At 43.9% G+C, this 24,501-nt stretch carries 27 protein-coding genes and 1 other annotated feature; all 27 genes read right to left on the minus strand.

The features are described 5' to 3' along the window. Position 1: 1 nt before the first annotated feature. A complete protein-coding gene (locus ACFQ2J_RS06770) occupies positions 2 to 331 on the minus strand; it encodes a ribosomal-processing cysteine protease Prp (RefSeq protein ID WP_386057749.1) in 330 nt (109 codons plus the stop codon). An 11-nt stretch (positions 332 to 342) separates the two neighbouring features. Next, complete coding sequence (gene rplU, locus ACFQ2J_RS06775; protein WP_386057751.1) at positions 343 to 651, minus strand: 50S ribosomal protein L21; 309 nt, start codon at positions 649 to 651, stop codon at positions 343 to 345. A 13-nt stretch (positions 652 to 664) separates the two neighbouring features. Beyond that, positions 665 to 735 (minus strand) — a sequence feature (ribosomal protein L21 leader region). A 36-nt stretch (positions 736 to 771) separates the two neighbouring features. Continuing rightward, positions 772 to 2,157 (minus strand): ribonuclease E/G, encoded by a 1,386-nt coding sequence (locus tag ACFQ2J_RS06780; RefSeq protein ID WP_386057753.1) that lies wholly within the window; start codon positions 2,155 to 2,157, stop codon positions 772 to 774. A 9-nt stretch (positions 2,158 to 2,166) separates the two neighbouring features. Beyond that, positions 2,167 to 3,021: a site-2 protease family protein gene (locus ACFQ2J_RS06785; protein WP_386057755.1), complete on the minus strand. Its 855-nt coding sequence runs from the start codon at positions 3,019 to 3,021 to the stop codon at positions 2,167 to 2,169. After that, positions 3,008 to 3,781 carry a peptidoglycan DD-metalloendopeptidase family protein gene (locus tag ACFQ2J_RS06790; RefSeq protein ID WP_386057756.1) on the minus strand — a complete coding sequence of 258 codons (774 nt, stop codon included), beginning with the start codon at positions 3,779 to 3,781 and terminating at the stop codon, positions 3,008 to 3,010. The genes ACFQ2J_RS06785 and ACFQ2J_RS06790 overlap by 14 nt, the downstream gene beginning before the upstream one ends. A gap of 224 nt (positions 3,782 to 4,005) precedes the next feature. Continuing rightward, positions 4,006 to 4,803 carry a septum site-determining protein MinD gene (gene minD / locus ACFQ2J_RS06795; protein WP_386057758.1) on the minus strand — a complete coding sequence of 266 codons (798 nt, stop codon included), beginning with the start codon at positions 4,801 to 4,803 and terminating at the stop codon, positions 4,006 to 4,008. Continuing rightward, the gene (gene minC / locus ACFQ2J_RS06800) at positions 4,796 to 5,482 is read right to left on the minus strand and encodes a septum site-determining protein MinC (RefSeq protein WP_386057760.1); all 687 of its coding nucleotides are present in this window, start codon (positions 5,480 to 5,482) and stop codon (positions 4,796 to 4,798) included. The genes minD and minC overlap by 8 nt, the downstream gene beginning before the upstream one ends. Positions 5,483 to 5,520: 38 nt before the next feature. Continuing rightward, complete coding sequence (gene mreD, locus ACFQ2J_RS06805) at positions 5,521 to 6,048, minus strand: rod shape-determining protein MreD (protein WP_386057762.1); 528 nt, start codon at positions 6,046 to 6,048, stop codon at positions 5,521 to 5,523. Continuing rightward, a complete protein-coding gene (mreC, locus tag ACFQ2J_RS06810) occupies positions 6,048 to 6,935 on the minus strand; it encodes a rod shape-determining protein MreC (RefSeq protein ID WP_386057764.1) in 888 nt (295 codons plus the stop codon). Before mreC ends, mreD begins: the two co-directional genes overlap by 1 nt. A 12-nt stretch (positions 6,936 to 6,947) precedes the next feature. Next, positions 6,948 to 7,988, minus strand: a complete 1,041-nt coding sequence (locus tag ACFQ2J_RS06815) for a rod shape-determining protein (RefSeq protein WP_386057766.1) — start codon at positions 7,986 to 7,988, stop codon at positions 6,948 to 6,950. 179 nt (positions 7,989 to 8,167) lie between these two features. Beyond that, entirely contained in the window at positions 8,168 to 8,839 is a 672-nt protein-coding gene (radC, locus tag ACFQ2J_RS06820) for a RadC family protein (RefSeq protein ID WP_386058376.1), read from the minus strand. A 54-nt stretch (positions 8,840 to 8,893) separates the two neighbouring features. Beyond that, positions 8,894 to 9,469, minus strand: a complete 576-nt coding sequence (locus ACFQ2J_RS06825; RefSeq protein ID WP_386057768.1) for a Maf family protein — start codon at positions 9,467 to 9,469, stop codon at positions 8,894 to 8,896. A 187-nt stretch (positions 9,470 to 9,656) separates the two neighbouring features. Beyond that, positions 9,657 to 10,556, minus strand: a complete 900-nt coding sequence (locus ACFQ2J_RS06830) for an SPOR domain-containing protein (RefSeq protein ID WP_386057770.1) — start codon at positions 10,554 to 10,556, stop codon at positions 9,657 to 9,659. A 97-nt stretch (positions 10,557 to 10,653) separates the two neighbouring features. Next, complete coding sequence (locus ACFQ2J_RS06835) at positions 10,654 to 11,421, minus strand: hypothetical protein (RefSeq protein ID WP_386057771.1); 768 nt, start codon at positions 11,419 to 11,421, stop codon at positions 10,654 to 10,656. Beyond that, positions 11,402 to 11,995: a hypothetical protein gene (locus ACFQ2J_RS06840; RefSeq protein WP_386057772.1), complete on the minus strand. Its 594-nt coding sequence runs from the start codon at positions 11,993 to 11,995 to the stop codon at positions 11,402 to 11,404. The genes ACFQ2J_RS06835 and ACFQ2J_RS06840 overlap by 20 nt, the downstream gene beginning before the upstream one ends. Before the next feature lie 21 nt (positions 11,996 to 12,016). Continuing rightward, positions 12,017 to 12,985, minus strand: coding sequence for a type IV pilus biogenesis protein PilM (pilM, locus tag ACFQ2J_RS06845; RefSeq protein WP_386057774.1), 969 nt, complete (start codon positions 12,983 to 12,985; stop codon positions 12,017 to 12,019). 15 nt (positions 12,986 to 13,000) lie between these two features. Then, positions 13,001 to 13,756 (minus strand): prepilin peptidase, encoded by a 756-nt coding sequence (locus ACFQ2J_RS06850; protein ID WP_386057775.1) that lies wholly within the window; start codon positions 13,754 to 13,756, stop codon positions 13,001 to 13,003. Positions 13,757 to 13,835: 79 nt separating this feature from the next. Continuing rightward, entirely contained in the window at positions 13,836 to 14,255 is a 420-nt protein-coding gene (locus ACFQ2J_RS06855) for a prepilin-type N-terminal cleavage/methylation domain-containing protein (RefSeq protein WP_386057777.1), read from the minus strand. Positions 14,256 to 14,426: 171 nt separating this feature from the next. Beyond that, positions 14,427 to 15,632, minus strand: a complete 1,206-nt coding sequence (locus tag ACFQ2J_RS06860) for a type II secretion system F family protein (RefSeq protein WP_386057779.1) — start codon at positions 15,630 to 15,632, stop codon at positions 14,427 to 14,429. Next, a complete protein-coding gene (locus tag ACFQ2J_RS06865) occupies positions 15,632 to 16,672 on the minus strand; it encodes a type IV pilus twitching motility protein PilT (protein WP_386057781.1) in 1,041 nt (346 codons plus the stop codon). Before ACFQ2J_RS06865 ends, ACFQ2J_RS06860 begins: the two co-directional genes overlap by 1 nt. Before the next feature lie 15 nt (positions 16,673 to 16,687). Then, the gene (locus ACFQ2J_RS06870) at positions 16,688 to 18,313 is read right to left on the minus strand and encodes a GspE/PulE family protein (RefSeq protein WP_386057783.1); all 1,626 of its coding nucleotides are present in this window, start codon (positions 18,311 to 18,313) and stop codon (positions 16,688 to 16,690) included. Between the two features lie 30 nt (positions 18,314 to 18,343). After that, entirely contained in the window at positions 18,344 to 19,735 is a 1,392-nt protein-coding gene (locus tag ACFQ2J_RS06875) for a hypothetical protein (protein WP_386057785.1), read from the minus strand. A gap of 33 nt (positions 19,736 to 19,768) precedes the next feature. Continuing rightward, positions 19,769 to 20,509 (minus strand): PRC-barrel domain-containing protein, encoded by a 741-nt coding sequence (locus tag ACFQ2J_RS06880; RefSeq protein WP_386057786.1) that lies wholly within the window; start codon positions 20,507 to 20,509, stop codon positions 19,769 to 19,771. Positions 20,510 to 20,536: 27 nt separating this feature from the next. Next, complete coding sequence (locus tag ACFQ2J_RS06885) at positions 20,537 to 21,961, minus strand: hypothetical protein (RefSeq protein ID WP_386057788.1); 1,425 nt, start codon at positions 21,959 to 21,961, stop codon at positions 20,537 to 20,539. A 25-nt stretch (positions 21,962 to 21,986) separates the two neighbouring features. Beyond that, positions 21,987 to 23,564, minus strand: coding sequence for a hypothetical protein (locus ACFQ2J_RS06890; RefSeq protein ID WP_386057790.1), 1,578 nt, complete (start codon positions 23,562 to 23,564; stop codon positions 21,987 to 21,989). Positions 23,565 to 23,569: 5 nt separating this feature from the next. After that, positions 23,570 to 24,076: a prepilin-type N-terminal cleavage/methylation domain-containing protein gene (locus ACFQ2J_RS06895; protein ID WP_386057792.1), complete on the minus strand. Its 507-nt coding sequence runs from the start codon at positions 24,074 to 24,076 to the stop codon at positions 23,570 to 23,572. Further along, on the minus strand, positions 24,073 to 24,483 hold the full coding sequence (locus tag ACFQ2J_RS06900) for a type IV pilus modification PilV family protein (RefSeq protein ID WP_386057793.1): 411 nt from the start codon (positions 24,481 to 24,483) through the stop codon (positions 24,073 to 24,075). The genes ACFQ2J_RS06895 and ACFQ2J_RS06900 overlap by 4 nt, the downstream gene beginning before the upstream one ends. Between the last annotated feature and the right edge of the window lie 18 nt (positions 24,484 to 24,501).

The raw sequence follows: 24,501 nt of genomic DNA on the forward strand, positions 1-24,501 counted from the left end.
CTTATTTTTCAGAGATGGTAATATATTGACTATAATCTCGTTCAATGGTCTGGAGTGAAACCAGCATCCCTTCAAGAAGCAGTGAAGCTTTATCCAACTGATCTTGTCCCAGATCTTCCGGAAGTTCGATCCGAAGGTAACCGCCTTCTCCTCCTTGCTCGATCGCAGGTTCACATTCACTTAACCGTATGACAGCATTGACTGCTCCGAAAGAAACAGCTGAAACTGCAGCACATACAAGATCATGACCATGAGGGCCACTCTCTGCATGTCCAGAGATTTCAAAGCCAGTCATATTGCCATCTTTACGAAGAATCATTACTCGAATCATACCATCAAGCCTTATGCGTTGATTTTTTCAATCGTCAACTTCGTGTATGGTTGACGGTGACCTTGTTTACGCTTGTAGTTTTTCTTAGGTTTGTATTTGAATACAGTGATTTTCTTCTGACGGCCTTGTTTTTCAACTTTAGCAGTCACTGAAGCACCGTCTACAAATGGAGCTCCGACTTTAGCGTCGTCTCCACCTACGAAAAGTACGTTTTCAAAAGTGACAGAATCGCCAGCCTCGCCGTTGACTTTCTCAACGTAGATGGATTGACCTTCTTCCACTTTGAATTGCTTACCACCAGTTTCGATAATTGCGTACATACTTGCACCTCCTCATTAAACTCAGACTCGCCATCCCAGGTACCTTAAGGTTTAAAAACCTGTTCTGTGCGGTTGTAGCAGTCGGGTGCTACTAGAATAACATATTGATACTATCACAAATCAAAAGCCCTTGTCAATATGAAAACCGCGACTTGCCACTATTTCTCGAACTGTTTCGACCGATCCTGTTTCAAGCGAAAATGTGCTTGAATTGGGGTCGATGTAAAAAAACAGTTCCTGTGGAATTTTACTAGAGATGCCAGAAGAAATCAATCGGTTTTTGAGACATTCCCACTCTTTCGGCAAACCGATCAGAACCGCTTCGTGCGCACTGTTATTTAAAGATAGGATCGCCCGCTCCAGTTGGAAGAATGTTGTCGTATCTGAATAGTGGAAGTCATGCGCACCAAGGAAGCTCTTCCATGATGGCTGCTCTTTTTTCCTAGTTACTTCAAGCAGCCCTAACCTCGTGAAACCATGGACGTTCAGGAACAGACCGTGCTGCTTTGCGGTACGTTTGAATGCTTGGAGAACCTTGGACTCTGATTTTTTGTCATCCATATTAATAAAATCGATCAGAATGATACCAGCAAGTCTCCTTAGCCTGATTTCCTCGACAATTGCCACGACTGCCTTCATATTCGTCTGCAATGCAGTCTGCTGTTTATTCGATTTACCTGTATAAGCTGCACTGTTCACATCAATGACGACCATCGCTTCTGTTTCATCGATGTGCAATGATCCCTCGACGACAGGGTTAACGATTCGTTCCTGAACGCTTTGAACAGTCGTTCCGAGTGCCGCTTCAAACTCTCGCTCCCATTTAATATGATCAGTGTAGGATGGAAAACTTTTTTTCCACTCTTTTGAAGTGGCTGCATCATCTATAATAATTTGATCAAACGTATGGAGAGGGTAGTGTTGCAATACTTGATCGGGAATAACTGCAGTCGAATGGACAAGCCCTGGTTCGTTCCTTACTGTTCGGTTCTTCCACTTGTGCCTAAGATACGTCCACTCTTCAATGAGCGATTCCTTTTGCATATTTACAGCAGCCGTCCTAAGAATGACTCCCTCTTCCCCTTCCAGCATATCTACAAAAAAGCTACGTAATTCCTGCTGTTGATCATCCGTAAGTTTTCTGGATACATGTACTTGCTTCCCAACAGGTAAATAGACGAGATTTGCCGCACCGATAGAAAGATCGGTGGTCAATACAGGTCCTTTACTGCCAATAGGCGCTTTTTTAATTTGAACCAGGATTTTTGCACCTTCGACGGGAGGCTGATTGCAGTCGGAAAGATGCAAAAAGCCATTAGTTTCGGTACCAATATCAACGAAAGCTGCTTTTATCCCTTTTTCAACATTCGTTACCTTGCCTGAATAAATGGCACCCACCTGTGGTGTACGCTCCGGACGTTCGAACCACACTTCGGTAATGCGCCCGTCTTCTTTCAATAGGGCAGTTTTTTCCGTAGGAATGTGGTTGATGAATAACTGTCGCATGGTCGGATCCTACTTTCTATCTGAAATCAGCTCATAAAGAAGTAAATGGGGATTTCCCTGCTGGAAGAAAGAATCAAGACAATCTTTCTCTTTAACGACTTTCCCCTCGTCCACTAGATAGTTGTATTGCCGGTCACTTCTGATATTCGTCAGAACCTTCCAGACTGTCCATTGACTATCTAAGTGGATTGTCCTTACTTCTTTCATGCGTTCTGCCATCCGCTGCCTGAACAATAAGAAGCGGATGAACGTGTAATAGCGCTGCTTCCATTCTAGACGATTTTCGACCAGGAGAAAACAAGCAAGTAGAATGCCGTGCAATGTGAAAAGTCCGGTCGTTGCGAAAAACAGGATCAGACATATGAGAAATCCTATCGAGAATAAGATGATGGTGTGGTGGGCGGTCCGGTAAGGGATCCATCTTGAAAAAAAGTAAAAAGCAAGCTTTCCTCCATCAAGTGGCCAGACAGGGAGAAGGTTGAACCCTAAAATCAGCCAGTTATAAAAAATCGCCAGGTGGATCAGATGATCGACTTGTGGCGATACGAACGGGATAAGACCATATAAAGCCAGAAGCATCCACACATGCTGAAGAGGGCCAGCCAGCGTGACGAGAAGCTGTTCTTTGAAAGGCCTGCTCCCATGCTCATCACACACCATCGTTCCTCCAAACAGCCACAACGTCACTTTTTGAATCCGCCATCCAAATCTTCGCGCCATCCAGAAGTGACCATACTCATGGATGGATACCGTTACAAATAAAATCAGGAGCTCGAAGAAAGCCCCTGTCCAAATCGACGTCAGTACGAACAAAATTAATATAGGATGAAGATGGATGAGCGGATGGAGCTTAAGGTTGTTCATCAACTTGAATCACCTGAATGGGATCGATGAAACGGTCATCCTTTTCAATGGCGAAAAAGAAAGTGCTTGTGCTTCCCTGCTCCGGACTGATTTTGCCGATTGTGGCATTTGCAGCAACGGATTCATAGAGATGTACATCAATGGAAGAAAGGTAACCGTACACACTTTTTGAACCATCCGCATGCTGCAGGATGATCGTCTGATCAGTCTGAGAGTCTTTACCGGCAAATACGACCGTTCCTGAATCCATAGCAACGATGTCCGCAGGCTCATCCGCTGTCATGACGACACCTTTGCCATGAGACTGGAAATTCTCACTGACGGTCCCGTTGACAGGCAATGCTGCCGGCTGACCTGGCGTCGTCTCATCTCTCCGGACAAGTTCAAGCGGCTCCCCGAAACGCTCTTTATACCAGGCTGTAGCGGCTGCAAATGGGAAGTCCTCCTCCATCTTGTCCACCACCCATCCCTTTGGCTTCTCAAGCCATGTTACTTCTGTCTGGGACAGAATGGCGACAACGAAAAATAGGCATGCAGCAATGATTACCCGAAGCAGAAGCAGGTTCAGCCGGTTTTCAGGTGAACGTCGAGCTTGTCCAAGTGTATCGGTTGAAAAGGGAGAGTATCCATGCTTTTCTTCTTCCTGCAGTTGAAAAGGCATACGGTTGTTGTACTTCCCCGAGGAACTACTGCTGAATGATTTCTTGTCTCTTTTACGGTCGTTTATATTCTTACGAATTCGATCAATGTCTCTCCGCATAATGGCTTCCATCCCTTACTTGAGTTTGTACAAGTCTATGACCCAAGCAAAGAATGTATGAATGATAATTGGAGAAGGTCGCACTTCACCGCATTACCGTGGTGAGGGACAGTCCCCCGGGGGTTTAACGCGGTGATGCGGCGGGGGACTGTCCCTCAATGCGTTAAAGTAAAAAAACACTTGGTGCTGTGCACCAAGTGTTTGTGGGTGTTTCTATTAATTTATCATACTCTCAGTCCGAAGAATTTCTTGACCTTTGTAAGCATACCTTTTTCTTCATCCAGGTTCATCAATGGAACAGACTCCCCAAGAATCCGTCTTGCAATATTCCGATAAGCCATCGATGCTTTCGTGTCCGGCTGAAGGGCAACAGGTTCACCATGGTTGGATGCTTTAATGACTTCATCGTCATCCGCTACGATTCCAAGAAGGTCGATGGATAATACCGATGCGATATCTTCCACTTCCAGCATGTCACCATTTTTCACCATATGCGTCCGTATCCGGTTCACAATCAATTTTGGAGGCTCGATATCCTCTTGTTCCAATAGTCCGATGATCCGGTCTGCATCACGCACACTGGATTTTTCAGGAGTGGTCACGACAATCGCTTTGTCTGCACCGGCCACTGCATTCTTATAGCCCTGTTCGATGCCAGCAGGACAATCGATCAGCACATAGTCGAATTCCTGCTTCAGTTCATCGATGATCTTTTTCATCTGTTCCGGATTCACTTCAGACTTATCGCTTGTCTGCGCTGCCGGCAGCAGGCTCAGGCATTCGAAACGTTTATCCGGTACGAGTCCCTGCTTCGTCTTGATTCGGCCATGAGCGACATCAACCAAATCGAAAATGATACGATTCTCCAGACCCATCACGACATCGAGGTTGCGGAGACCGATATCTGTATCGACCAGACATACTTTCTTATCCAACAATGCAAGTGCTGTACCAAGGTTTGCGGTCGTAGTAGTTTTCCCCACTCCGCCCTTTCCCGAAGTAACGACGATTGCCTCACCCATTTAACATTCTCCTTTCAAAACTGCTGATATCCGGCCTGCGCTTAACGATTTCCTGAAGCCGATCCATCCGGATTTTATCTTCTTCCTCATCGAAGTAACCACATTCCATGTAGACACCATCGGATTCATAATCCGGAGAGCGGCTGATATACTCAGCAATTCTAAGTTGATTCGGTTGCATATAAGAGGCGATGATGACCGCATCGCGATTGCCATCCACTCCGGCGTGAGCAATCCCTTTCAAGCTTCCAAGGATGAAAATGTTCCCTGTCGCCATCACTTTTCCGCCAGGATTGACATCCCCGATCAGCAACAGGTCTCCTTCGATATTGATGACCTGTCCAGAACGGATCATCCTTACCATCGATTTGACTTCGGTATTCCGCTGCCATTCGAGCGCCTCTTCCTTGGTGATGACAGCTGATTCGAATGCCTCCACCTTCAGATGCTGTTTTTCTAATATGATCGATTTCAGCTCTTCCTGCTGCTCTTCACTCAGAAGTCGATTCCCCAGCTGGATGGTGACTTTGATGACTTTATCGTCCTTAGAAACAGGATTATTGGATAATTGCTGTTGCAATTCTTTACGTACTTCTGTGTAGGAACATTGGTCGTTGATCTGCAATGTCAACCCATCCCTTGTCCCTTTGATCGTTATGATTTGCTTGTTGGAAATCATCGGTCTCACCCCAAACGTTTGAACCCACTATCGATGGATCAATTTTTTGTAATGGATTCAGACCATTTCATCAATCTGCCTCTGATAAGTGGATATAGAATTAAGAAAAATACGAGGTTTGCTACAACTGTCGGCAGCAATCGGTGGGATAGAAACACCTGCCAACCTGTCGTAGTCACCTGTATGAAATAATAGAGAACATAGAGAATCGTCTCTGTTAGGACCAATGCGAAGATCCCGAGCAATAACGCTACAAAAAGGTTCCCCTGAAGCACTTTCCTGATGCCATGGACTGTATAGATGACGATTCCATACGTAAACATATACACACCTAGAACGTTCGTGTACACAATATCAATCAATAACCCGAAGATGACGGCATATAGCAGTGAATAATATGTACGGTCTTCGTCAAAAAACAAACTGATCAACACAAGAAGTGCAAGTACCCAATGTGGGGTAACGAGCAATTCGGAATAGACGATTTCCGTAGGAAGAAGGCTCATCGCCATCCCTTGGAATACTAACAGAAGAAGAAGGAAGACAGGGAGGAGAATACGTGGCATTATTCCTCACCATCCTTCTCTTCATCGGAAAAATCATAAGTAGGCATGTCGCGGTCGACTACCATGACATGATTCATATCATATAAATCAGCAGCCGGTTCAATATAAGCTGTCTGCGTCAGACCGAATTGATCCATTTCAACTTTCGCAATTTCACCGATCAGCAGATTTCTAGGGAATGCACCGCCTTTTCCTGAAGAAATGACCATTTCCCCTTCTTCGACCTGTGCGTCAAAACGAATTTCCTTCATCAGAAGCTTCTTCGTTTCGTCATCATACCCTTGGATCAGACCGAAGACCTTGTCCTTCTCTTCCTTCTCACTGTGGATTTCGACAGAGATCTGATTGGTGCGGTCAAAACCACTCAGCAGCTTGACCGTTGAATGGAATGCCTGCGTACTCTGGATTTTCCCGACCATGCCTTCACCGGTAATGACGGCCATATTCACTTCCACTCCATGCTCTTCCCCTCGATTGATGATCATCTGGTTGAACCATCTGTCCGAACTCCGGGCAATGACGGTTGCCTCAATCGGGCGATAACCATTCAACGACTGCTTGATTTCAAGCATGGATTGCAGTTTTTCATTCTCTCTTTTCAATTGCTGGTTTTCAATCATCACTTGTTTATTTTCAGCTAAGCGTGCTTTTAGTATTTCATTCTGCTCGTAAGCCTGATGGACATTTTGAATATCATCGACGGTGCCTTGGACAAATCGTACGGGTTTGTTGAAAATAGTCTGGATCCAGCCGATAGAATCATGGACGAATTTCTCTGGAAGGGTGATGTTTTCCCTATCCCTGATGGAAAATCCTATCAGCGCGCCAAGGATGATGATACTTACAAGGATAAGAATCAGGCGTTTTTTCTTGATTACTGGAAACATAAGCTACCTGGTTCAGTCCATCCTTGATCTTAATGCAACGTTCGGCTGCGAACGGAAATGTTGAATGTATTCCAGCGATTTGCCCGTACCAATCGCTACACAGTCCAGAGGTTCATCCGCAACAAACACCGGCATGTTGGTTTCATTACTGATGACTTCGTCCAACCCTCTAAGAAGGGCACCTCCACCTGTCAGAACAATTCCGCGGTCCATGATATCCGCAGATAGTTCAGGTGGTGTCTTTTCCAATGTAACTTTCACTGCATCGATGATCGCATCCACTGTATCTTTCAATGCACCTGCAATCTCGTCTGATGTGATCGTTACCGTCTTAGGCAGACCTGTAAGCAAGTCACGTCCTCTGATATCCATTTCGTCATTGGTCGTCGAATGTCCTGCTGATCCGATTTCCATTTTGATCGCTTCTGCAGTACGTTCACCAATCATCAGGTTATAGTTCTTGCGGATATACTGAATGATGGCATCATCCATTTCATCTCCTGCAAGCCGGATCGACTTCGAAGTGACGATTCCACCAAGGGAAATGATCGCTACTTCCGTCGTACCTCCACCAATATCCACGACCATGCTGCCCGTCGGTTCCCAAACCGGGAGACCGGCTCCGATCGCCGCAGCGAAAGGTTCTGCAATCGGGTAGGCTTCTTTTGCACCTGCCTGCTTTGTAGCATCGACTACTGCTCGTTCTTCCACCATCGTAATACCGGATGGAACACAAACCATCACATTCGGCTTACTTGCAAACCGGCTGCGGTTTTTCATCGCCTTTTTAATATAATATTTCATCATTTCGGCCGTCGTATCATAGTCCGCAATGACTCCGTCTTTCATCGGGCGTACAACGGATATGTTGCTGGGGGTCCGTCCAATCATATTCTTGGCGGAATTTCCGACCGCTTCGATATCACCTGTCGACGCATTCCTTGCAACGACTGATGGTTCACGTACGACGACACCTTTATGTTTAATAAATACCAATGTATTCGCTGTTCCTAAGTCAATTCCTAAATCTTGAGAAAATCCAAATAGCCCCAAATTGATCTCCCTTTCTTCGTTGTCCTGGTGGGTATCGTAAACTGTACGAATTTTATTTGCCCCATCTTATGTAACAACTGGTAAATGAGAAAGAAGCGCCTATTATAAGTTTCGCTCATAAAAGGCGCTTTTAACTTCATCTATTCAATTATACGAGAAAAAAAGAAAAATGAATAGTGTTACAGATATCCTTTTTCCTTAAGGGAGATAAATTTCCTGTCACCGATCACCAGATGGTCGAGCAGCTCGATGCCGATCATCTTTCCGCACTCGGACAGGCGTCGGGTTACGTTGATATCTTCCTGAGAAGGAGTGGGGTCTCCTGAGGGGTGATTATGCGCACAAATGATCGAGGCGGCCGACCGTTTGACCGCTTCTTTGAAAACTTCGCGAGGATGGACGATCGAGGCATTCAGACTACCAATGAAAATGGTCTGTCTGTGAAGGACTTGGTTCTTCGTATTAAGAAAAAGACAGATGAAGTGCTCCTGCTGCAGATCTCTCATTTCTTCCATGACAAAATCCGCACCATCTTCCGGACTACGGATGATATACCGTTCTCCAGGCTTCAGCTGATGAAGTCGTTTCCCAAGTTCAAGGGCAGATAGAAGCAGGACAGCTTTGGCAGTACCGATCCCTTTGATGGCTGTCAGCTCCTCCACAGATGCATCCTTCAATAAACTTAGGCCTTCAAAATGCATCAGCACCCGGGAGGCAACAGTCATCACTGACTCGGACTTTGTACCGCTCCCCAGCAATATGGCAAGCAGCTCCTGGTTGGAGAGATGACCGGGACCAAGGTCGAGCATCCGCTCCCTCGGCCTGTCCTGTTTAGGTACATCTTTGATCATGATTTGCAACTCTGACACACGTTCCGCTTCCCTTCCATTCATTTACCTCACTGGTCAAAGAAGGGTCGGAGCAATTTGGAACTTCGCCAGCTCCCTTACGGTCATCGACAGCGGTAATCCCATCACCGTATAGTAATCCCCTTTTATTCCTTTTACCAACAGCGCACCTTTTGACTGAATCCCGTAAGCACCGGCTTTGTCAAACGAATCTCCAGTAGCCACATATGCATGGATTTCGGGTTCGGATAGCGGCCAGAATTCCACTTCCGTTCTGGAAACGAATACTTCATGCCTTTCGATGTCACGAAGCATAACCGCTGTGTACACTTGGTGGGTGCCACCACTCAGCATCGCCAGCATAGCGAAAGCTTCTTCTTCAGTAGATGGCTTTCCTAATACGGTGTTATTTGCACTGACGACGGTATCTGCGGTCAATAACACTTCATTTTCTTGAACATCCATTGCCATACCTTTTTGCCTGGCTAATTCTTTAACAAGCACTTCAGGCAGGGTTTCCGTAATCGTGGACTCGTCAAAAGAGTTCTTCCTATTCGAGAATGAAAAACCAGCGAGTTCAAGCAGTTCTTTTCGTCTTGGAGAATTGGAGCCTAAAATCAGTTGTTTATCCATGTTGAACGTCCTTTCCTTATTGAACAGTGAGGGTCTATTAAGTGTAATCAATGATGGCTTACGTTGAAACTTCCTGAAATCCAACTTTCAACCATTTTCCAGATAATGAAATTCATGTTTATCCTAACACAAATGGAATAGATCGAGCACCATCCCTGCACCAAATAAAAAAATAGGCATGGTCTGCCTATTTTTTCGACTCTATGATTGTTTGATAGGAATTCCACACTTTCATCAGACTGACATCCAAGGACGCACTTCCAGCGGTCATGTCCGTAATCGAGGTCTTCAATGTTTGATAAGGTGCTTCATCCGGAAGCTTACCGGCAAGAGAACTCCATGCTTCTTTATCGAGTGTCCCTTGTAGCGATGTGTTGAATAATTCAGGTACCTGACTCAAAGCGTTTGCAGTCTCTGAATCGGCCTGGATGGTACCACCTGAAACAGCCCACGGCTTCACAAACGTCTCCAAGCCAGCCTGCTTGATCTCTTCCGCTTTTTGGTCCGCTGCTTGCTCACTTGGAGCTACTCCCGCGAAAACGTAAAATTCGTTCCCCTGCTCCCAAATGTATGTGGAATGACCAGCTGCTTCGTATTGTGTCTGCCAAGTTTCTGCCATTTCCTTTGTAGTAAAATAGCCAGCCTGGACGACAAAGGCTTCCACGCCAGGCAGTTCACTGGCAGTACCCGAAGCAGCATTCGTATCGCCCGAAGCAGGGGTCTCTGTTGTTGGCGTACCTGTGACCGTCTCGCTTCCTGCAGAGGCGGGTGTGTCACCAGTGATACCAACAAACATTCTGAGCAGGACAAATCCTAGCACTAGCCCGGCTACAACCGCAGCAACCACCGAGGCGATCAGACGTTTGACATAAAGAGGTACACCGTTCTTACCGTTCAATTTCGGCGGAAGTTTTTTCTTATTTTTTTTTGAAGAAGCAGCTGGTTTGAATTCGACCGCTTCAAGTGCTGCTGCCTGTTCTTTACGGGAAGCTTCCCAGGCTTCCAGTACTTCATCCCTCTCCGATTGTTCCGCTCTATGCCGTTCTTTATTATCGATGCGAATCGTCACTTTGTTTGACTTGTCCACTCCGCCCATCCCCTCTGTTCTCTTTCCATTCACTCTAGCACAGCACAATAAAAAAAGTAGACGATTGCTGTCGTCTACTTTTTGAATATATTAGCATTTACTGTCTAATTTCTCCTTCCTCATTTTCAGGGAGGATCAAAGTTTCATAGGAAAAAGGATCACTCTTATCAGAAGGCATTCCATAGTAATAATGGGGAGCTTCGTTTTTAAGAATATCGAGACCTTCCATATAATAGCTGGATAGCGTAAGACTGTAATTCAGTTCATCATCGGCGGGCTCCTCGAAGGTGATCGCCTCGATCTGAATGATCCTAGGCAATGACTGAAGCTGTGTCAGGAAATTCCTCATCCCTTCGAAGTCTTTCGAAATCATATTCATTGTAAACGTAACATTGCGTAGTCCATCAATCGCAAAGGTTTGCTCAGGAGGAGGTTCAGTGGTGACCATGGCTTCAGTGTCATTCTGGTCAGGGTTTTCTGTCTCTACTTCATCCACTTCATCAGCTTCTGTACCGGCGAAAACTACCGTTCCTGCTCCATACTCGATTCCGATATCTTCAATAAAACTGTCTGAGCTGTTTTCTGCTCGATCGAATCCAATGAACAACTGATCCAGCATCGGAATGACAGGAAGCTTTTGTTGAAACACACGTGAACTATGCACTTCCTCGACTACGGCAACCTCCGTATTCTTTTCCATTGCATCAAGAATTTTCAATTCCGTTTCCAGGGCTGCTTCCGTATGGACCACTTTTTCTTCGAGTGGAGAAATGACTAGCAAATGACCGAAATAAATGCCTGCAATCAGAACGACAATCAGAAGAGCCGTGATAAGTGCCGTGTTTTTATTCCATTGTAGTTTCATCTATACCAACATCCTCACTCAGCATGGCGTGATCAACTGACAGATAGATTTCCGAAATGTATCTAGGCATGTAATCATACACATCCTCTGAACCATCAACTTCTTCTGCTGTCACATGATTCACTTCGACACCATGTATGTAGCTCTCTTCTTCCAAACGGCTCGTGTATGCAGCTACCTCCTGCATCGTGTCGAACCGGACGACAAGGTTGACCTGACCATTATCCACAAGGGTGAAGGACTGGAAGAATCCACGTTCAGGCAATAAAGCAATCAAGCGATCAATCACGGGAGTAGCCGAAATCCAGGATGCTTCCAATTGACTGGTCGCTTTCACGAGTTCCATACGCTTGGTAATGACATCATCGACCGGCGTTTGCTCATTTTCAGTCTGTCTTGATTGAAGGGCAGCTATCTCTGCTTCTGTTTCAGCTACTTCAGCCTCTAGCTGCTTAGATTGCGTAACAAAATACGCAAACACAATCAAAGCCAAAATCAGAAATACTCCGCCAATCAATAACGGAAGCATATTCCTCTGTTCTTTCTGTTCCAGTAAATTCACTTCTACCAGCATGGATAATCACCCCGCTTCCCTTTATTGCTTTTTAATCGACAAGCCGACAGCTTCAATGAATGAATCAGGAATCGTCCTGCCATCTTTTGTCTGAAGTTCATGCTCCATCTGATCTACGGGCAATTGAAAACGCTCATCCAGATCAAGCCTCACTCTGTTCAAATCAGGCGAATCACCTGTCAGCAAAATGCGGTTGACCCCGCTTTCCCCGTTCATCACGGAAAAACGATAGAAATTCATGATTCGCTCTATTTCACTTAGCTGATCATAGTAATATTCATCGTATTCTGCCTGGTCACCTTTCCAATGAAAGCCGCCTTGTTTATACTTCCATTCGCCGATTGGAAGCGGTGATTTCATATTTCTTACGAAAATCGGCTTCAGTCCATGGAAGACGGTCAGGATACAGCTATCTACATTCCATTGAATGGAAAGCAGGTGATCTTCAGGATTGGAGCGTCCGAGTCGATCATATAATCGATAAACAGCTAACGAGGATATATCAGCGCTTTTCGGCTTCAATTTATGATTGGAGAAAATCGTTGAAAGACTTTCCACCTGATTTTCCGGACTTGCAAACAGCAGCAATTGATAGGTTTCTTCATTTTGATCGATGATATGGAAATCAAATGAAGGAAACTCAAACGGAAGATGCAGCGTATCACCAAGCTGCATGAAGATATACCCCTTGATTTCGCTCTCCTTCAGATTAGCAGGCACCTGATACGGACGGATGACGACGGAAGCGTCCGGCACACAGAAATTCATGGGCTTGTTTTTCCAATCGTTTTCATCCACCAGGTCCTCAATTACTTGGGAAAACACGACATTGTCTGTGATTTCTCCATCTTTGAACACACTTTCAGATAAAGGTTTTTCTCCAAAATCGATGATGCCATCAAGCGAGTTGGATTGACTTTCCACATAACGAACGACATGATTTTTGATGATCAGATTAACTTTCCCTTTTGTTTTCGTCAGTTGAAACATCCGTCAACCCTCCCATTAATAGAAAAATAACCCACTGTACCACTCCAGTAGTGCGTCCCCGTGAAAATAAGTAAGAAGCGCTGCCATGATGATGAACGGACCGAACGGAACCGGCTGCTTTCTATTTACTGTCTTAGTTGCCAGCAGTGCGATCGTGACTAATGCGCCAATCAGCGTGGATAAGAAAAACACCATAATAATCTTGTATCCGAATAAAATGCCGAGCAGGGCAAGCAGCTTCATATCACCACCGCCCATTCCACCTTTACTGATCAAGATGATTAAAGCAATCAAAAGATAAGCACCGATCGCTCCAATGAGTGAAGCATACCAGGGATCAAGCGGAGCTAATACACGAAGAATGATAAAAAGAGGCAGGAAAAAAAGTAACAAACGATCCGGAATGATCATATAAAGCAGATCACTGACTAGTATGATCACAGATAACGAGACTAATAGAATAGCTCCGGCAAACTCTATGCTCCAGCCAAACATGATGTAACTGTATGCAAACAACACACCTGTAAGCAGTTCAATCGTTGGATACAAGGGCGAAATGCGCTGGTGGCAGTTTCTGCATTTCCCTCTTAATAGTATGTAAGAAAAAACGGGAATCAGGTCCCTGTTTTTGATTGGTGTAGAGCATGTTGGGCATTTGGAACGTGAGGTGGCAAATGACTCTTTCTTTGGAAGTCTTCTTCCGACAACGTTGAAAAATGAACCACAGATAATTCCGTATATGAAAATGATTGAAGTTTGTAAAATATTCATTTTGATACCTTCTCAGTATTTGTAATAAAATCAGAAATTGAAGCCTTATTTGAACTTCAATTTCTGATAACAAGCTAATTTAATTGTTAGTTAGATCAGACTTAGTTTCACCGGTTACATAAGTATCTAATGTAACTGTAAAGTCTGACGGATTTCCCGTTACTTCAACATACCCAATGGTATAAGGGCTTCCAGTTGACGGGTCAGTCGGAATAGAGTCAAGGTAGCCCGCAAGTTCAAGAGATGCCATAGTATATCCATCTACATCAGATTCACTTATATCAACTAAAGTCTCTCCACTTACATGGGCAAGTCGAGCTGCTTCCAGTAGTGTAATCGCATTAGCATCGTGAGCGTCATCCTCTGAGTTAGAGATAACATTCCCAATTGCAGGTACAGCAATCGCTGCGATGATTCCCAAGATAACGATAACGGCCAAAAGCTCAATCAACGTGAAACCTTTCTCATTCTTACAAAGCTTTCTGAACTTCTTCAACATAATTCTCTCTCCCCTATAAAAATATTATATATTGCACCTGCCCATTAAAATCGGACAGGAAAATATCCTATAAATCCCAAATTACAAGGATTATTTTACCATGTAAGTTCATTATACCTTCAATATCTACAAGTTTCCATTACCAATCTGTCAGATAATGAACATTTTTCTCTATTGGACCGAATCAAAAATTGAGAACATCGGGATGGCAATGGCGGCTACGATTCCACCGACCAGGATCGCGAGAAACAGAATCATCAGTGGCTCTATCAGGGTCTTCAATCGCTCCGTTGTATATTCGAGCTCCGATTCATAAAAGCTAGCAACTCTTTCCAGCATATAATCCAAGGAACCCGTCTTCTCTCCTACCGCTACCATTTGGATGACGAGCGGTGGAAAGATTTTGTGCTTACTCAATGGATCGGATAGGGAATCTCCACGCTCCAATGAGGAGTAGCTGTCTTTGATGGCCTTCTCTACCACTTTGTTTTCTACAACCTTTTCGGTGATGTGAAGGGACTGTAGAATCGGTACGGAGCTGTTCAGAAGCGAGCTTAATGTACTCATCATTCGCACGAGTGCAGCTTTCTGAATCAAGCCTCCGAATACTGGAATCTTCAGTTTCACCTGATCAAAGGTATGCTGGAATTTCTCCTCTTTTGAAACGAGCTTGAATACAACCAACAGTGCTACCGGGATCAGCATGACGATGTACCAGAAGCTTTGGACAAAACCACTAAGCTCCAACGTCATCTGGGTAATGAACGGCAATTCGCCCCCTAAGGAATCAAACATGCTTGCAAAACGCGGCACAACAAAAGCGAGTAAAAAACATACGATGACCAGCGCAATCACACCGACTATTACAGGATAGGTCAAAGCTGAAATCACTTTCTGCCTCGTGTCGTACTGTTTTTCGTAATAGCTTGCGAGGCGTTCCAGAATTTCTTCAAGCTTACCGCCCGCTTCACCTGCACGGAACATGTTGACGAATAGATTCGAGAACACTTTCGGGTGATTGGCAGCTGCATCAGAAAACGCTTTCCCGCTTTCGAGATTAGCGCCAATGTCATTCAATGCATGCTTCAGCGCTTTACTGTTCGTCTGTTCAGCCAGGATATATGTCGTTTGCACCAGTGGGATACCTGCTTTAATCAACGTCGCAAACTGACGGAGGTAAATGACAAAATCCTTCGGTTTCACTCCACTTCCGATTTGAATATCCTGATAGAACACACTGTCCAGTTCCTTAATTCCGGAAATAGAAACTCCCTGCCCCTTTAGCTGCTCGATCGCTTCCTTTTTGGAATCGGCTTTTACTCTACCTTTAGCCTGCTTGCCTACTCGGTCTCTGCCTTGATACGTGAAATACGCCATCAATATCCCCCTTCCTGTAAGAAAGGTGAGGCATCGGTTTCGCTTATAATTTCTTTTTTGACCAAATCCCTGATCGACATTTCCAGTGTCTGCATTCCTTGAGACTTGGAGGTTTGCATCACATTTGGAATTTGATAGATTTTCTCATTTCGAATCAGGTTTTTGATGGCACTCGTATTCAATAAAACTTCGACAGCAGCTCTCCTGCCTTTTTTATCTTTCCTTGGAAACAATCGCTGCGAGACGATCCCTTTCAGCACTGTAGCTAATTGAATACGAACTTGCCCTTGCTGGTTGGGTGGAAAGACATCTATAATCCGGTCGATTGTATCCGGCGCATTTGTCGTATGTAAGGTACCCATTACTAGATGCCCCGTTTCCGCAGCAGTCAATGCTGTCGATATCGTTTCAAAATCCCTGAGCTCACCAACTAGAATGACATCAGGATCCTGCCGCAAACATGCCCTCAATCCATTTGAGAAGTTTCTCGTATCGAAACCGATTTCCCGCTGATCAATGATGCAATTCTTATGATTATGGGTATATTCGATCGGATCCTCCAAGGTGATGATATGCTTCCTGGTATTGTGATTAAGATAATCGATCATCGAAGCCAGTGTCGTAGATTTACCCGATCCAGTTGGACCTGTTACGAGCACAAGCCCCTGGGCATTCTGTGCGATTTCTTTCAGCACCGAAGGCATATCAAGCTGTTCAATCGTTGGAATTTCCCTTGGTACGATCCGTACGGCAAGTGAAATACAATTCCGCTGGTGATAGACATTGATCCGAAATCGAGATACTCCAGATATGCCGTAAGAAAAATCCACTTCCCCGACGGATTCCAACTGTTCCCACAATACATCACTCAGTATCGCCTTCGTCATTTTTTCTGTGTGGTCCGGTGTGAGCTTGTTCTTTCCGTATTGCTTCAGCTCTCCATGAACTCGGAAAATGGGTGGCACACCTACAGTCAAATGAATATCAGACGCGTTATGCTGATGGGCAGCAATCAATAATTGGTCAAATTGTTCTTTCATGCGAGAACACTCCATTTAGTCTGCTTTAGTGACGCGCAACACTTCGTCGATGGTAGTCAACCCTTGCTTGGCTTTCAACAATCCATCATCGACTAAGAACAGCATGCCACGTTTTCTTGCATGGGCCTGGACGCGGTCCATGGAAGTATTGTTCATCATCAGCTTCTTGATGACCTCATCGATGACGAGTACTTCCTGGATTGCCATCCGTCCTTTGTAACCTGTTTGCTGACAGCTGTCGCATCCTTTCCCTCTATACAGCTGGTCGACGGAAATTCCTCGTTTTTCAAAATGCTGGCGTTCCATCTCAGTCGGTTCGTATGGTGCCTGACAATCACGACAGTTTTTCCTTACAAGCCGCTGGGCTACAACACCTGCCAGTGAAGAAACGACCAGATATGGCTCAATATCCATATCGAATAATCGCGGGATGGTAGCGATGGCGCTGTTGGTGTGCAACGTACTTAACACCAGATGGCCAGTCAAAGAGGCACGAATGGCAATTTCGGCTGTTTCAGAATCCCGGATCTCTCCAACCATGACGATGTTAGGATCCTGCCTCAATATGGAACGAAGACCATTTGCGAAGGTCAACCCGATCTTACTATTGACCTGTACCTGGTTCAGCCCTTCCATCTGGTATTCAACCGGGTCCTCAACCGTGATGATGTTTACATCTTCTTCATTCAAATGATTCAATGAAGCGTAGAGGGTGGATGACTTTCCCGACCCCGTCGGACCTGTAATCAAGATCAGCCCGGAAGGCTGATTGATCATGTCCATATACCGCTGATAGCTTACCTTGTTGAAACCTAGGTTCGAAATTTTCTGGACGGCATTACCTAGATCAAGAATACGTATGACAATCTTTTCACCATACACAGTAGGAAGTATCGAAATACGCAGGTCTACAGGATTCCGATCGACCGTCTGCTTGATACGACCATCCTGTGGAAGACGGCTTTCGGTAATATTCAGATCCGCCATGATTTTGACTCTTGCAGTCAGGCTGTTCTGAAACGTTTTCGGCAGGGTTCTCTCTGTTCGCAGGACACCGTCAATCCGGTAACGGACTAGGACTTTCGTTTCCTGAGGATCGATATGGATATCACTTGCCTTCAGCTGCACACCTGCCTGTAGGAGTTGATCGACGAGTCTGATGGCAGGGGCATCGTCCCCTTCACTCTCTTCTCCATCTCCAGACTCCGTGTCCTTCAGGTTATAGTGGCGGTTGATCGCCTGGAGGATTTCATCCTTTGTAGCAATGACCGGACTGATTTCAAAACCGGTCGATATTTTCAAATCATCGATTGCAAAGTAGTCCATCGGATCCTTCATTGCTACGACAAGCTTGCCTTCTTTTTTCTCGATTGGAATCAACAGATTCCTCACCGAAAATTCCTTTGGAACAATCGTGATCACACTTGGATCGATCGGATAGTGATAAAGCGACACGTGTGGGGTTCCCAACTGGAATTCCAACACTTCAATCAACTGTCGCTCCGTCACATAACCTTTATCTACAAGGACATCTCCGAGCTTTTGGTTACGGTCCTTACTCTCCAATGCATCATTGATCTGCTCTTCAGTCACCATGCCGACATCTTTAAGTAAGTCTCCCAGCCGTTTTCGATTCGCCATACTGCCTCACCCTTTTGCCTTTCTCCCAACTCATTTAGATGGCACACCTTCAGGATCGATTTCCCAAATATATTCAGATTCAGAGGAGTCATCACTTCCCTGACCTTCCTGTTTCTGCTGTTCTTTTTGTGACCCATCCTCATCCTGACTATTTTCATCTGTGTCATTAGAATCCTGATCTACTTTTTCTCTATTTGTTGGATTTTCGCCTGAAGTATCTTCAGATGTGTTCGTGCCGCCCTGTTCATTACTCATTTCACTTTCATTTGAAGACGCTTGTTGCTTCTGTTGTTTCTCACTGCTATGAATCTCAATCGTCGGTACTGCAGGATAGTAATCCTCTGCAATCAATTCTTTGTAATCATCTCCGAGTGAGTAACGATAAACTTCACCAGCAACCCCCGGACGTCCTTCCTGCTCAGTTTTCACTTCATCCACATCTAGTAAAGAAGAAAACTGCATGACGGTATCCGGCTTGATTTCCATCTTGTTTTCCACTTTTACTTCATAATCATCAGGAAGTGGAAATCCTTTGATCTTAACCACCAGCACACCATTACTCACGGAAAGTTCAAGATAATACGGTGCGTCATTCGGATTGTAGAGCTTCAAGTCCTGCCCTTTTTCTAAATGAATGCTCGCTTCCGATCCCAATGTAGCGTAAGCAGGCAATTGGTGGCTGATCGCTCTTTCTTTAACGATGAAATTCGTTGAAAGCGCAGCCCCGTATATACCTGTCGCCATTACATTCAGGACATCCTGATCATAGTAAGCATCTTCCATCAGATGTGAAAGAAAAGAAAAGGTAGCATCTCCTGGTATTTCGATTCCATTCATCTCTTCTGCCAGGCTTAAGATATCCACCTCGTCCGGCACTTTAACCTCGAATTCACTTACCACTTCCCGGAGACCGGCGGCATCTTCAGCCACATAATCATAAAAAGAGTATGTCATCGGCTGCTCGGCCAGTCTGCTGGCAGACCTGCTTACGTCGTTCAAAAATTGTTGCTGCTTGAACTGGCTGAACACTTCCTCACCAAAGCTCTCTTTCAGTACATTCAATTTTTCCGGGTCCACCTTTACCGTGAAAAGTGGGGTTTCTTCTGTTTGGATGGATTGAAGTGTCTGATCGATTTGGAAAGTAATGAAGGACGGATCCAAGATGACTTCTTCCCTTCCCATTTCAATGATCACTGGGTGCTTCTCCAGCCATTCCAGAGAAGCAGCGGTCAACAATTCTCTCGCTTCCTGCTCAGACGTTCCTTCAAGCTGTAAGGTAGCAATTTGTATGTCCTTTTCAATAATCGCTTCATTTCCGCTGATTGCCTTGATGGTTCCGGTACTCACTTGGGACAGGATCAATACCAGTACGGAACTGATAATTACGATGGAATAGAGTTTCAAATTGTTTTTCTGATACAACTTAAGCACTTCCTCTATCAGAAGGAATGGTCATTATCGGACATTCATACTTAAATCCACCATAAGGCTTGGACCGATTTCCCTCACTCGTTTTAAATCTTCTTCAGATAAGCGTGTCCCGGCAGCAACTACCACTTCACCCTGCTGATCGATGATGTCTTTCGTCGCTTCTTTCCCTGCCAATAATTCTGTCTGCTTTTGATCAAATCGATCCAAAGCGATTGCAGGTGTTTCTTGCTGGTACACTTCAGTTGTCGTCTCTTCTGTAGCAGGGATCAGTACATCTGCATCGAATTCACTGGATGTCGTGTAGGCTTCATTCAAGATCAGCAGGTTCTCTCCATATGTAATGATGTCATCCGACTGCAAATAGACCGTTTCCTGATTCGTTTCGATCTGAACGGCAACAATTTCACCTTTTTCTTGTTCGATGTAATATTCATTTGCTTTACCGACAAGCTGACCAAGACGTGTCATCACCTTTGTATCGATAATGCTGATTTTCTGATTGATCAGTTGGTTTGCAATTGGAATCTCATTCAAATCAAGGATGGAAAACTGATTTTCTACTGTGATGGCATATTCTCCGATTCCAACAATCTTCTTGAAAGGAATTGCTTTCATACTGATGTGCCAGTCTTCATGTTCTACCGCAAGGAAATCAACCATTCCTTTTTCAGGATTAACTACAAGGGATTTCACAGAACCGATTTCTTTACCTTCTGTAATACTGATGATTGGCAAGCCGACTAGCTCTTTACTTTTTTTCAACATGTCTTACACACACCTTTTCATGATAGTTTAATATACAGACTCACATAATTCGCTTTGAATGAATGACAATTCCTCTACTATGATTGGATACGGTTCAAACCGTTCCAGAAGCTGATCGATCAAAATGCTTAATTCCTGCCAAGCTTCTTGTTTCATATAATGCTTGATCAATAGTCTTACAAAAGAATAGTATTCCAAATCTGAAAGTTCAGGATGGAAGTGCTGCTTAACATAAAGGACATACTGATCAGACGGGAGCTGCTCTTCGAGATTTTCCAGCTGTTCAACCATAAGGTGCAACATCTGCTCCTTAACTTTTGCATCATTATTCTTTTCAGGTTCCTCAATGGAGGCAAGTCCTTCTTCTTTGTAATCTAATTCCTCTTTAGTTGGAACAACGTCCGAGTCTTCCAAGATTTCATCTGATTCAATAACATGTTCTTCTTCTGGAGATTGTGCTTCTAAGAGGGCTTCTTCGTCATCAAACAATACTTCCAGTTCATCATCTTGGTCGAAGAGGATACCCTCGCTCATGTCTTCATCCAAACTGAATTCTTCCTGATCTGATTCAGGTTCAGTTTCCAGCGTCCGTGCAACAGCCAATTCTTCTTCCGGAGACAGACTCTCCTCTATCTTTTCTTGTTCATTTGATGTGGAAGCTATGTCGGCTTCGTCCTCATTACCGAACTCCTCTATTTCAGCTGAAATCAGTTCTTCGTCCAAGTCGATTTCAAAATTACTTTCTTCTTCCTGATGAACTGAATCGAATTGATCCTCATTACTGTTAAGTAATGCATCGATTTCTTCCTGAGTTACTTCATCCAGCTTGTAGTCATCTTCTTCAGCCTCAATGTCAACTGAATCCTGCTGTGCTCTGGACGTTGCCAATTCTTCTTCAGGTGTGATGGAGTCTTTGGAATTTGACTGCTCACTATCTAATTCATCTTCATCTGAAACCGGTATCTCATTTTCTTCTCTCTGCTCTTCTGCAATATCTGATGGATCTTCGATTATTTCCTCACTAATTAATTCTTCCGATGCTTCTTCATGAGGGTGTTGATCAGCAGGTTCATTTTCTGCTTCAATCGTGTTTTCATTTTCTTCCTCGTCATTTGCACCTGGTTTCACGAAAAGAGGATGATTTTTCAATGATTTAGGAGTAAAAGAGTTCACGCGAGCTACTGCCACATCTCCAGCATCCTCTTCACCATTGGAAATCGAAAACCCGAACCTAGTTAACATCATGTAAGTTACTATAGCGCCTAAAAGTAAGACAAATAAAAGTGCAATCCAGAAAGAATAAAGAATGGTAGTCAACTGCCCGACACTTCCTATAAGAAAAGCTACAACACTTAATGTTACCTTCTCTTTCCTATTCAGACCGAGAGGTAAGGCGAAAATGCATAATGTTACAAGTAGCACTGCTGCCAATAAGCCAATTCCATTTTCCATGACAAACACCTCTTCTCATCAAAAGCTACTCAACAAATTGCGAATCCAACTCTTTCAATGTCACTTTTTCAACTGTAGGAATCCCATCTGGAGGGTTAAGAATCAAATCATCTTTGTAATAGATGGATAACCTCGACTTTTCAGGTGGAATTGAGTCTTGATCCGATTCGAAAATAAGATCCCGATATCCTTCCCTTGTGTCACCTTTTACAGCGTTTAGTATTACCGGATCCCCGTATAGCCCACCATTAATTTGAATATTTGAACCTACTCCAAACATTTCAAGTTCGGAATTCGTATATAAATACGCATCCATCACTTTAGGCTCGGGGTTATAAAGGTTGTTATTTGATACTTGGAGGCTGTCATCACTGATGACAACTAATGTCCCTCCGTTAACATTATTAGATAGATTCCTTATTTCCCCACCGTTTCTTACGTAAATGGTACTATTCGTATTCAATTCATTTTCAATGAGCACCCTGCCATTGATATACATTTTTCCTTCCATATCCAAATTTTCAATATCTGCATTATTTTCAATATATAAATGGTTTTCTTTCTTTATCCTCAACGTCCCGCTTAAATCCGCTGATCCTTTTACCTGAATAGATCCCTCAACAGCTAAGTAACTTCCTTGTTCCATTGTCAATGAATCTTCTACTACCAAATCACCCTTAATTGTAAGGCTCCCATTCCCTTTAACTCTAAGCTCTCGGTATTTCATATCTGAATTAATTACTGTATTCTTATTTTTATTATTATAAGTTCCAACCTGTTTAGAATTAAATTGGTCGTAAGGATCAAGATCATAGTTTTTGCCATTAATATGCTCGATTACATTGATTGGAGTAATAGCAGGTTCTTCTTCGCTAATATTTGGTATAACTGAAAAATACTTTTCTAAGTTGAATGGAACAGGATCAAACTCCCTATACCAATTCAATAGCCATATATATAGGTATTCATAGTTATCTTTAACAGTTAGATCCCCTTCAATAGCGGGCCAAGATGTCTTTTCCCTTTCGTACCCTCCATATATATATTCGGCATAATTATCCAATCGTAAGTTGCCTCCCACATACATATCACCATTGATGTAAGGTGCACCATTTAAATACATATTACCTGGCGATACTGCACTGTATCGAAACACATCTGCGATTGTGGAGAAAGTAAATGTATGTACAAGAGATCTTGATGAGTCTTCCAATGGAATAAAAAGATCAACACGTTCCAGGTAAACTCCCTCGGAACCATCATTTATCAGTCTTCTCTCCAATCGCTGACCATTTGCCAAAGAGGTTTCCAAGTTATTTAACAAGGCGTCAATTTGATTAATGACAAAATCAATATCGGCGACTCCTCTGTCCAGGTTGGAGTTTAAATCCCCAATCTCTTCCTGAATTTTCGCCATTGTCTCGTCAACTTCTTGTTCAGCTACGGTTTTGCTTTCCAGCAAATTCTTATTTGCATTTACAAAATTCATCGAGTTGACGGTCAGTCCCATCAGCCCTAATCCGAGAATACTGATCAAAGAAATCACCAGAAGCACAACGAGTAAAGCGTACCCTTTTTCATTATTCAGTTGAGGGTTGGCCATGTGCATCACTCATTTTTCAGACGATAGATTTTGGAAGATTGATAGGTTTCGTTCGACTCACTATCTGCCACTTCCAATTGGACGTAGAGTTTCTTACCTTCGTACTTGAAAAACGAATCAGTGAACCTCCACTCAGGATCATTCAGAGTGTTACCGTCAATCACAATGTCATCTCCTGAAATAGAAAATGCAATGCGATCCTCTACGAATTCATATCCACCAGATCCATCATTCTTATCCTCAATATGCTCCCCTACACCTGTGAACTGAGTGAATCGGTCAGGTGTACCGCCACCGTCAATTTCGATGCTGTCAACATTCAGCATCGCTTCATCGAATTGATAAAGGATCAGGGCTGCTTCATTCCTCATTTTCGTCTGTGCGGAAGATCGATCAATCGACCCCATCGTAGAAAAAAGGAGGTTGTACGCAATAAGAATGACGACAGTGGACAAAGCCAGGACAGCTAACAACTCTACAAGCGTCAAACCTCTTTCATTATGTAGCTTCATTTCCTTTTTAATCCTTCCAAGGTTACTGAATTATTCGTCGATGATGTTGGAGTTACAGTTATGGTTATCACTAGAAGACGATCCTGCAACTCGGGATTGTCATGCTGCATAATCTTAACGAAGGCTTCATACGGGGGTTCTTCTGTAAGCTCTAAAGAAGTCATGATATCGATACTTTCTTCATTTCCAGTCATGTTTTCCAATTCTTCAAATGAGAAGTTCTGGTACGTATCCAAAAGACTATCGGCCAACTCGACTGCCGAGAATCGATCGTCGATCCTGCTGCTTTGACTGACTGAATTGACAACAAGGCTGCCGATCAGTGAAAAAATGATGATCAATAAACTGAATGCCACTAAAACTTCTACTAATGAGAATCCTCGTTCGTTGTTTACTATAATGAACACCTTCTCACTAATAATTCC

This window comes from Thalassobacillus hwangdonensis, from assembly GCF_042675915.1.
GTDB lineage: Bacteria > Bacillota > Bacilli > Bacillales > Halobacillaceae > Thalassobacillus_A > Thalassobacillus_A hwangdonensis.

What these genes read in the sequence shown, in the direction of transcription:
- ACFQ2J_RS06770 (WP_386057749.1), bottom strand. Translation starts at nt 331, where the DNA reads ATGATTCGAGTAATGATTCTTCGTAAAGATGGCAATATGACTGGCTTT.
- rplU (WP_386057751.1), bottom strand. Translation starts at nt 651, where the DNA reads ATGTACGCAATTATCGAAACTGGTGGTAAGCAATTCAAAGTGGAAGAA.
- ACFQ2J_RS06780 (WP_386057753.1), bottom strand. Translation starts at nt 2,157, where the DNA reads ATGCGACAGTTATTCATCAACCACATTCCTACGGAAAAAACTGCCCTA.
- ACFQ2J_RS06785 (WP_386057755.1), bottom strand. Translation starts at nt 3,021, where the DNA reads ATGAACAACCTTAAGCTCCATCCGCTCATCCATCTTCATCCTATATTA.
- ACFQ2J_RS06790 (WP_386057756.1), bottom strand. Translation starts at nt 3,781, where the DNA reads ATGCGGAGAGACATTGATCGAATTCGTAAGAATATAAACGACCGTAAA.
- minD (WP_386057758.1), bottom strand. Translation starts at nt 4,803, where the DNA reads ATGGGTGAGGCAATCGTCGTTACTTCGGGAAAGGGCGGAGTGGGGAAA.
- minC (WP_386057760.1), bottom strand. Translation starts at nt 5,482, where the DNA reads ATGATTTCCAACAAGCAAATCATAACGATCAAAGGGACAAGGGATGGG.
- mreD (WP_386057762.1), bottom strand. Translation starts at nt 6,048, where the DNA reads ATGCCACGTATTCTCCTCCCTGTCTTCCTTCTTCTTCTGTTAGTATTC.
- mreC (WP_386057764.1), bottom strand. Translation starts at nt 6,935, where the DNA reads ATGTTTCCAGTAATCAAGAAAAAACGCCTGATTCTTATCCTTGTAAGT.
- radC (WP_386058376.1), bottom strand. Translation starts at nt 8,839, where the DNA reads ATGATCAAAGATGTACCTAAACAGGACAGGCCGAGGGAGCGGATGCTC.
- ACFQ2J_RS06825 (WP_386057768.1), bottom strand. Translation starts at nt 9,469, where the DNA reads ATGGATAAACAACTGATTTTAGGCTCCAATTCTCCAAGACGAAAAGAA.
- ACFQ2J_RS06835 (WP_386057771.1), bottom strand. Translation starts at nt 11,421, where the DNA reads ATGAAACTACAATGGAATAAAAACACGGCACTTATCACGGCTCTTCTG.
- ACFQ2J_RS06840 (WP_386057772.1), bottom strand. Translation starts at nt 11,995, where the DNA reads ATGCTGGTAGAAGTGAATTTACTGGAACAGAAAGAACAGAGGAATATG.
- pilM (WP_386057774.1), bottom strand. Translation starts at nt 12,985, where the DNA reads ATGTTTCAACTGACGAAAACAAAAGGGAAAGTTAATCTGATCATCAAA.
- ACFQ2J_RS06850 (WP_386057775.1), bottom strand. Translation starts at nt 13,756, where the DNA reads ATGAATATTTTACAAACTTCAATCATTTTCATATACGGAATTATCTGT.
- ACFQ2J_RS06855 (WP_386057777.1), bottom strand. Translation starts at nt 14,255, where the DNA reads ATGTTGAAGAAGTTCAGAAAGCTTTGTAAGAATGAGAAAGGTTTCACG.
- ACFQ2J_RS06860 (WP_386057779.1), bottom strand. Translation starts at nt 15,632, where the DNA reads ATGGCGTATTTCACGTATCAAGGCAGAGACCGAGTAGGCAAGCAGGCT.
- ACFQ2J_RS06865 (WP_386057781.1), bottom strand. Translation starts at nt 16,672, where the DNA reads ATGAAAGAACAATTTGACCAATTATTGATTGCTGCCCATCAGCATAAC.
- ACFQ2J_RS06870 (WP_386057783.1), bottom strand. Translation starts at nt 18,313, where the DNA reads ATGGCGAATCGAAAACGGCTGGGAGACTTACTTAAAGATGTCGGCATG.
- ACFQ2J_RS06880 (WP_386057786.1), bottom strand. Translation starts at nt 20,509, where the DNA reads ATGTTGAAAAAAAGTAAAGAGCTAGTCGGCTTGCCAATCATCAGTATT.
- ACFQ2J_RS06885 (WP_386057788.1), bottom strand. Translation starts at nt 21,961, where the DNA reads ATGGAAAATGGAATTGGCTTATTGGCAGCAGTGCTACTTGTAACATTA.
- ACFQ2J_RS06890 (WP_386057790.1), bottom strand. Translation starts at nt 23,564, where the DNA reads ATGGCCAACCCTCAACTGAATAATGAAAAAGGGTACGCTTTACTCGTT.
- ACFQ2J_RS06895 (WP_386057792.1), bottom strand. Translation starts at nt 24,076, where the DNA reads ATGAAGCTACATAATGAAAGAGGTTTGACGCTTGTAGAGTTGTTAGCT.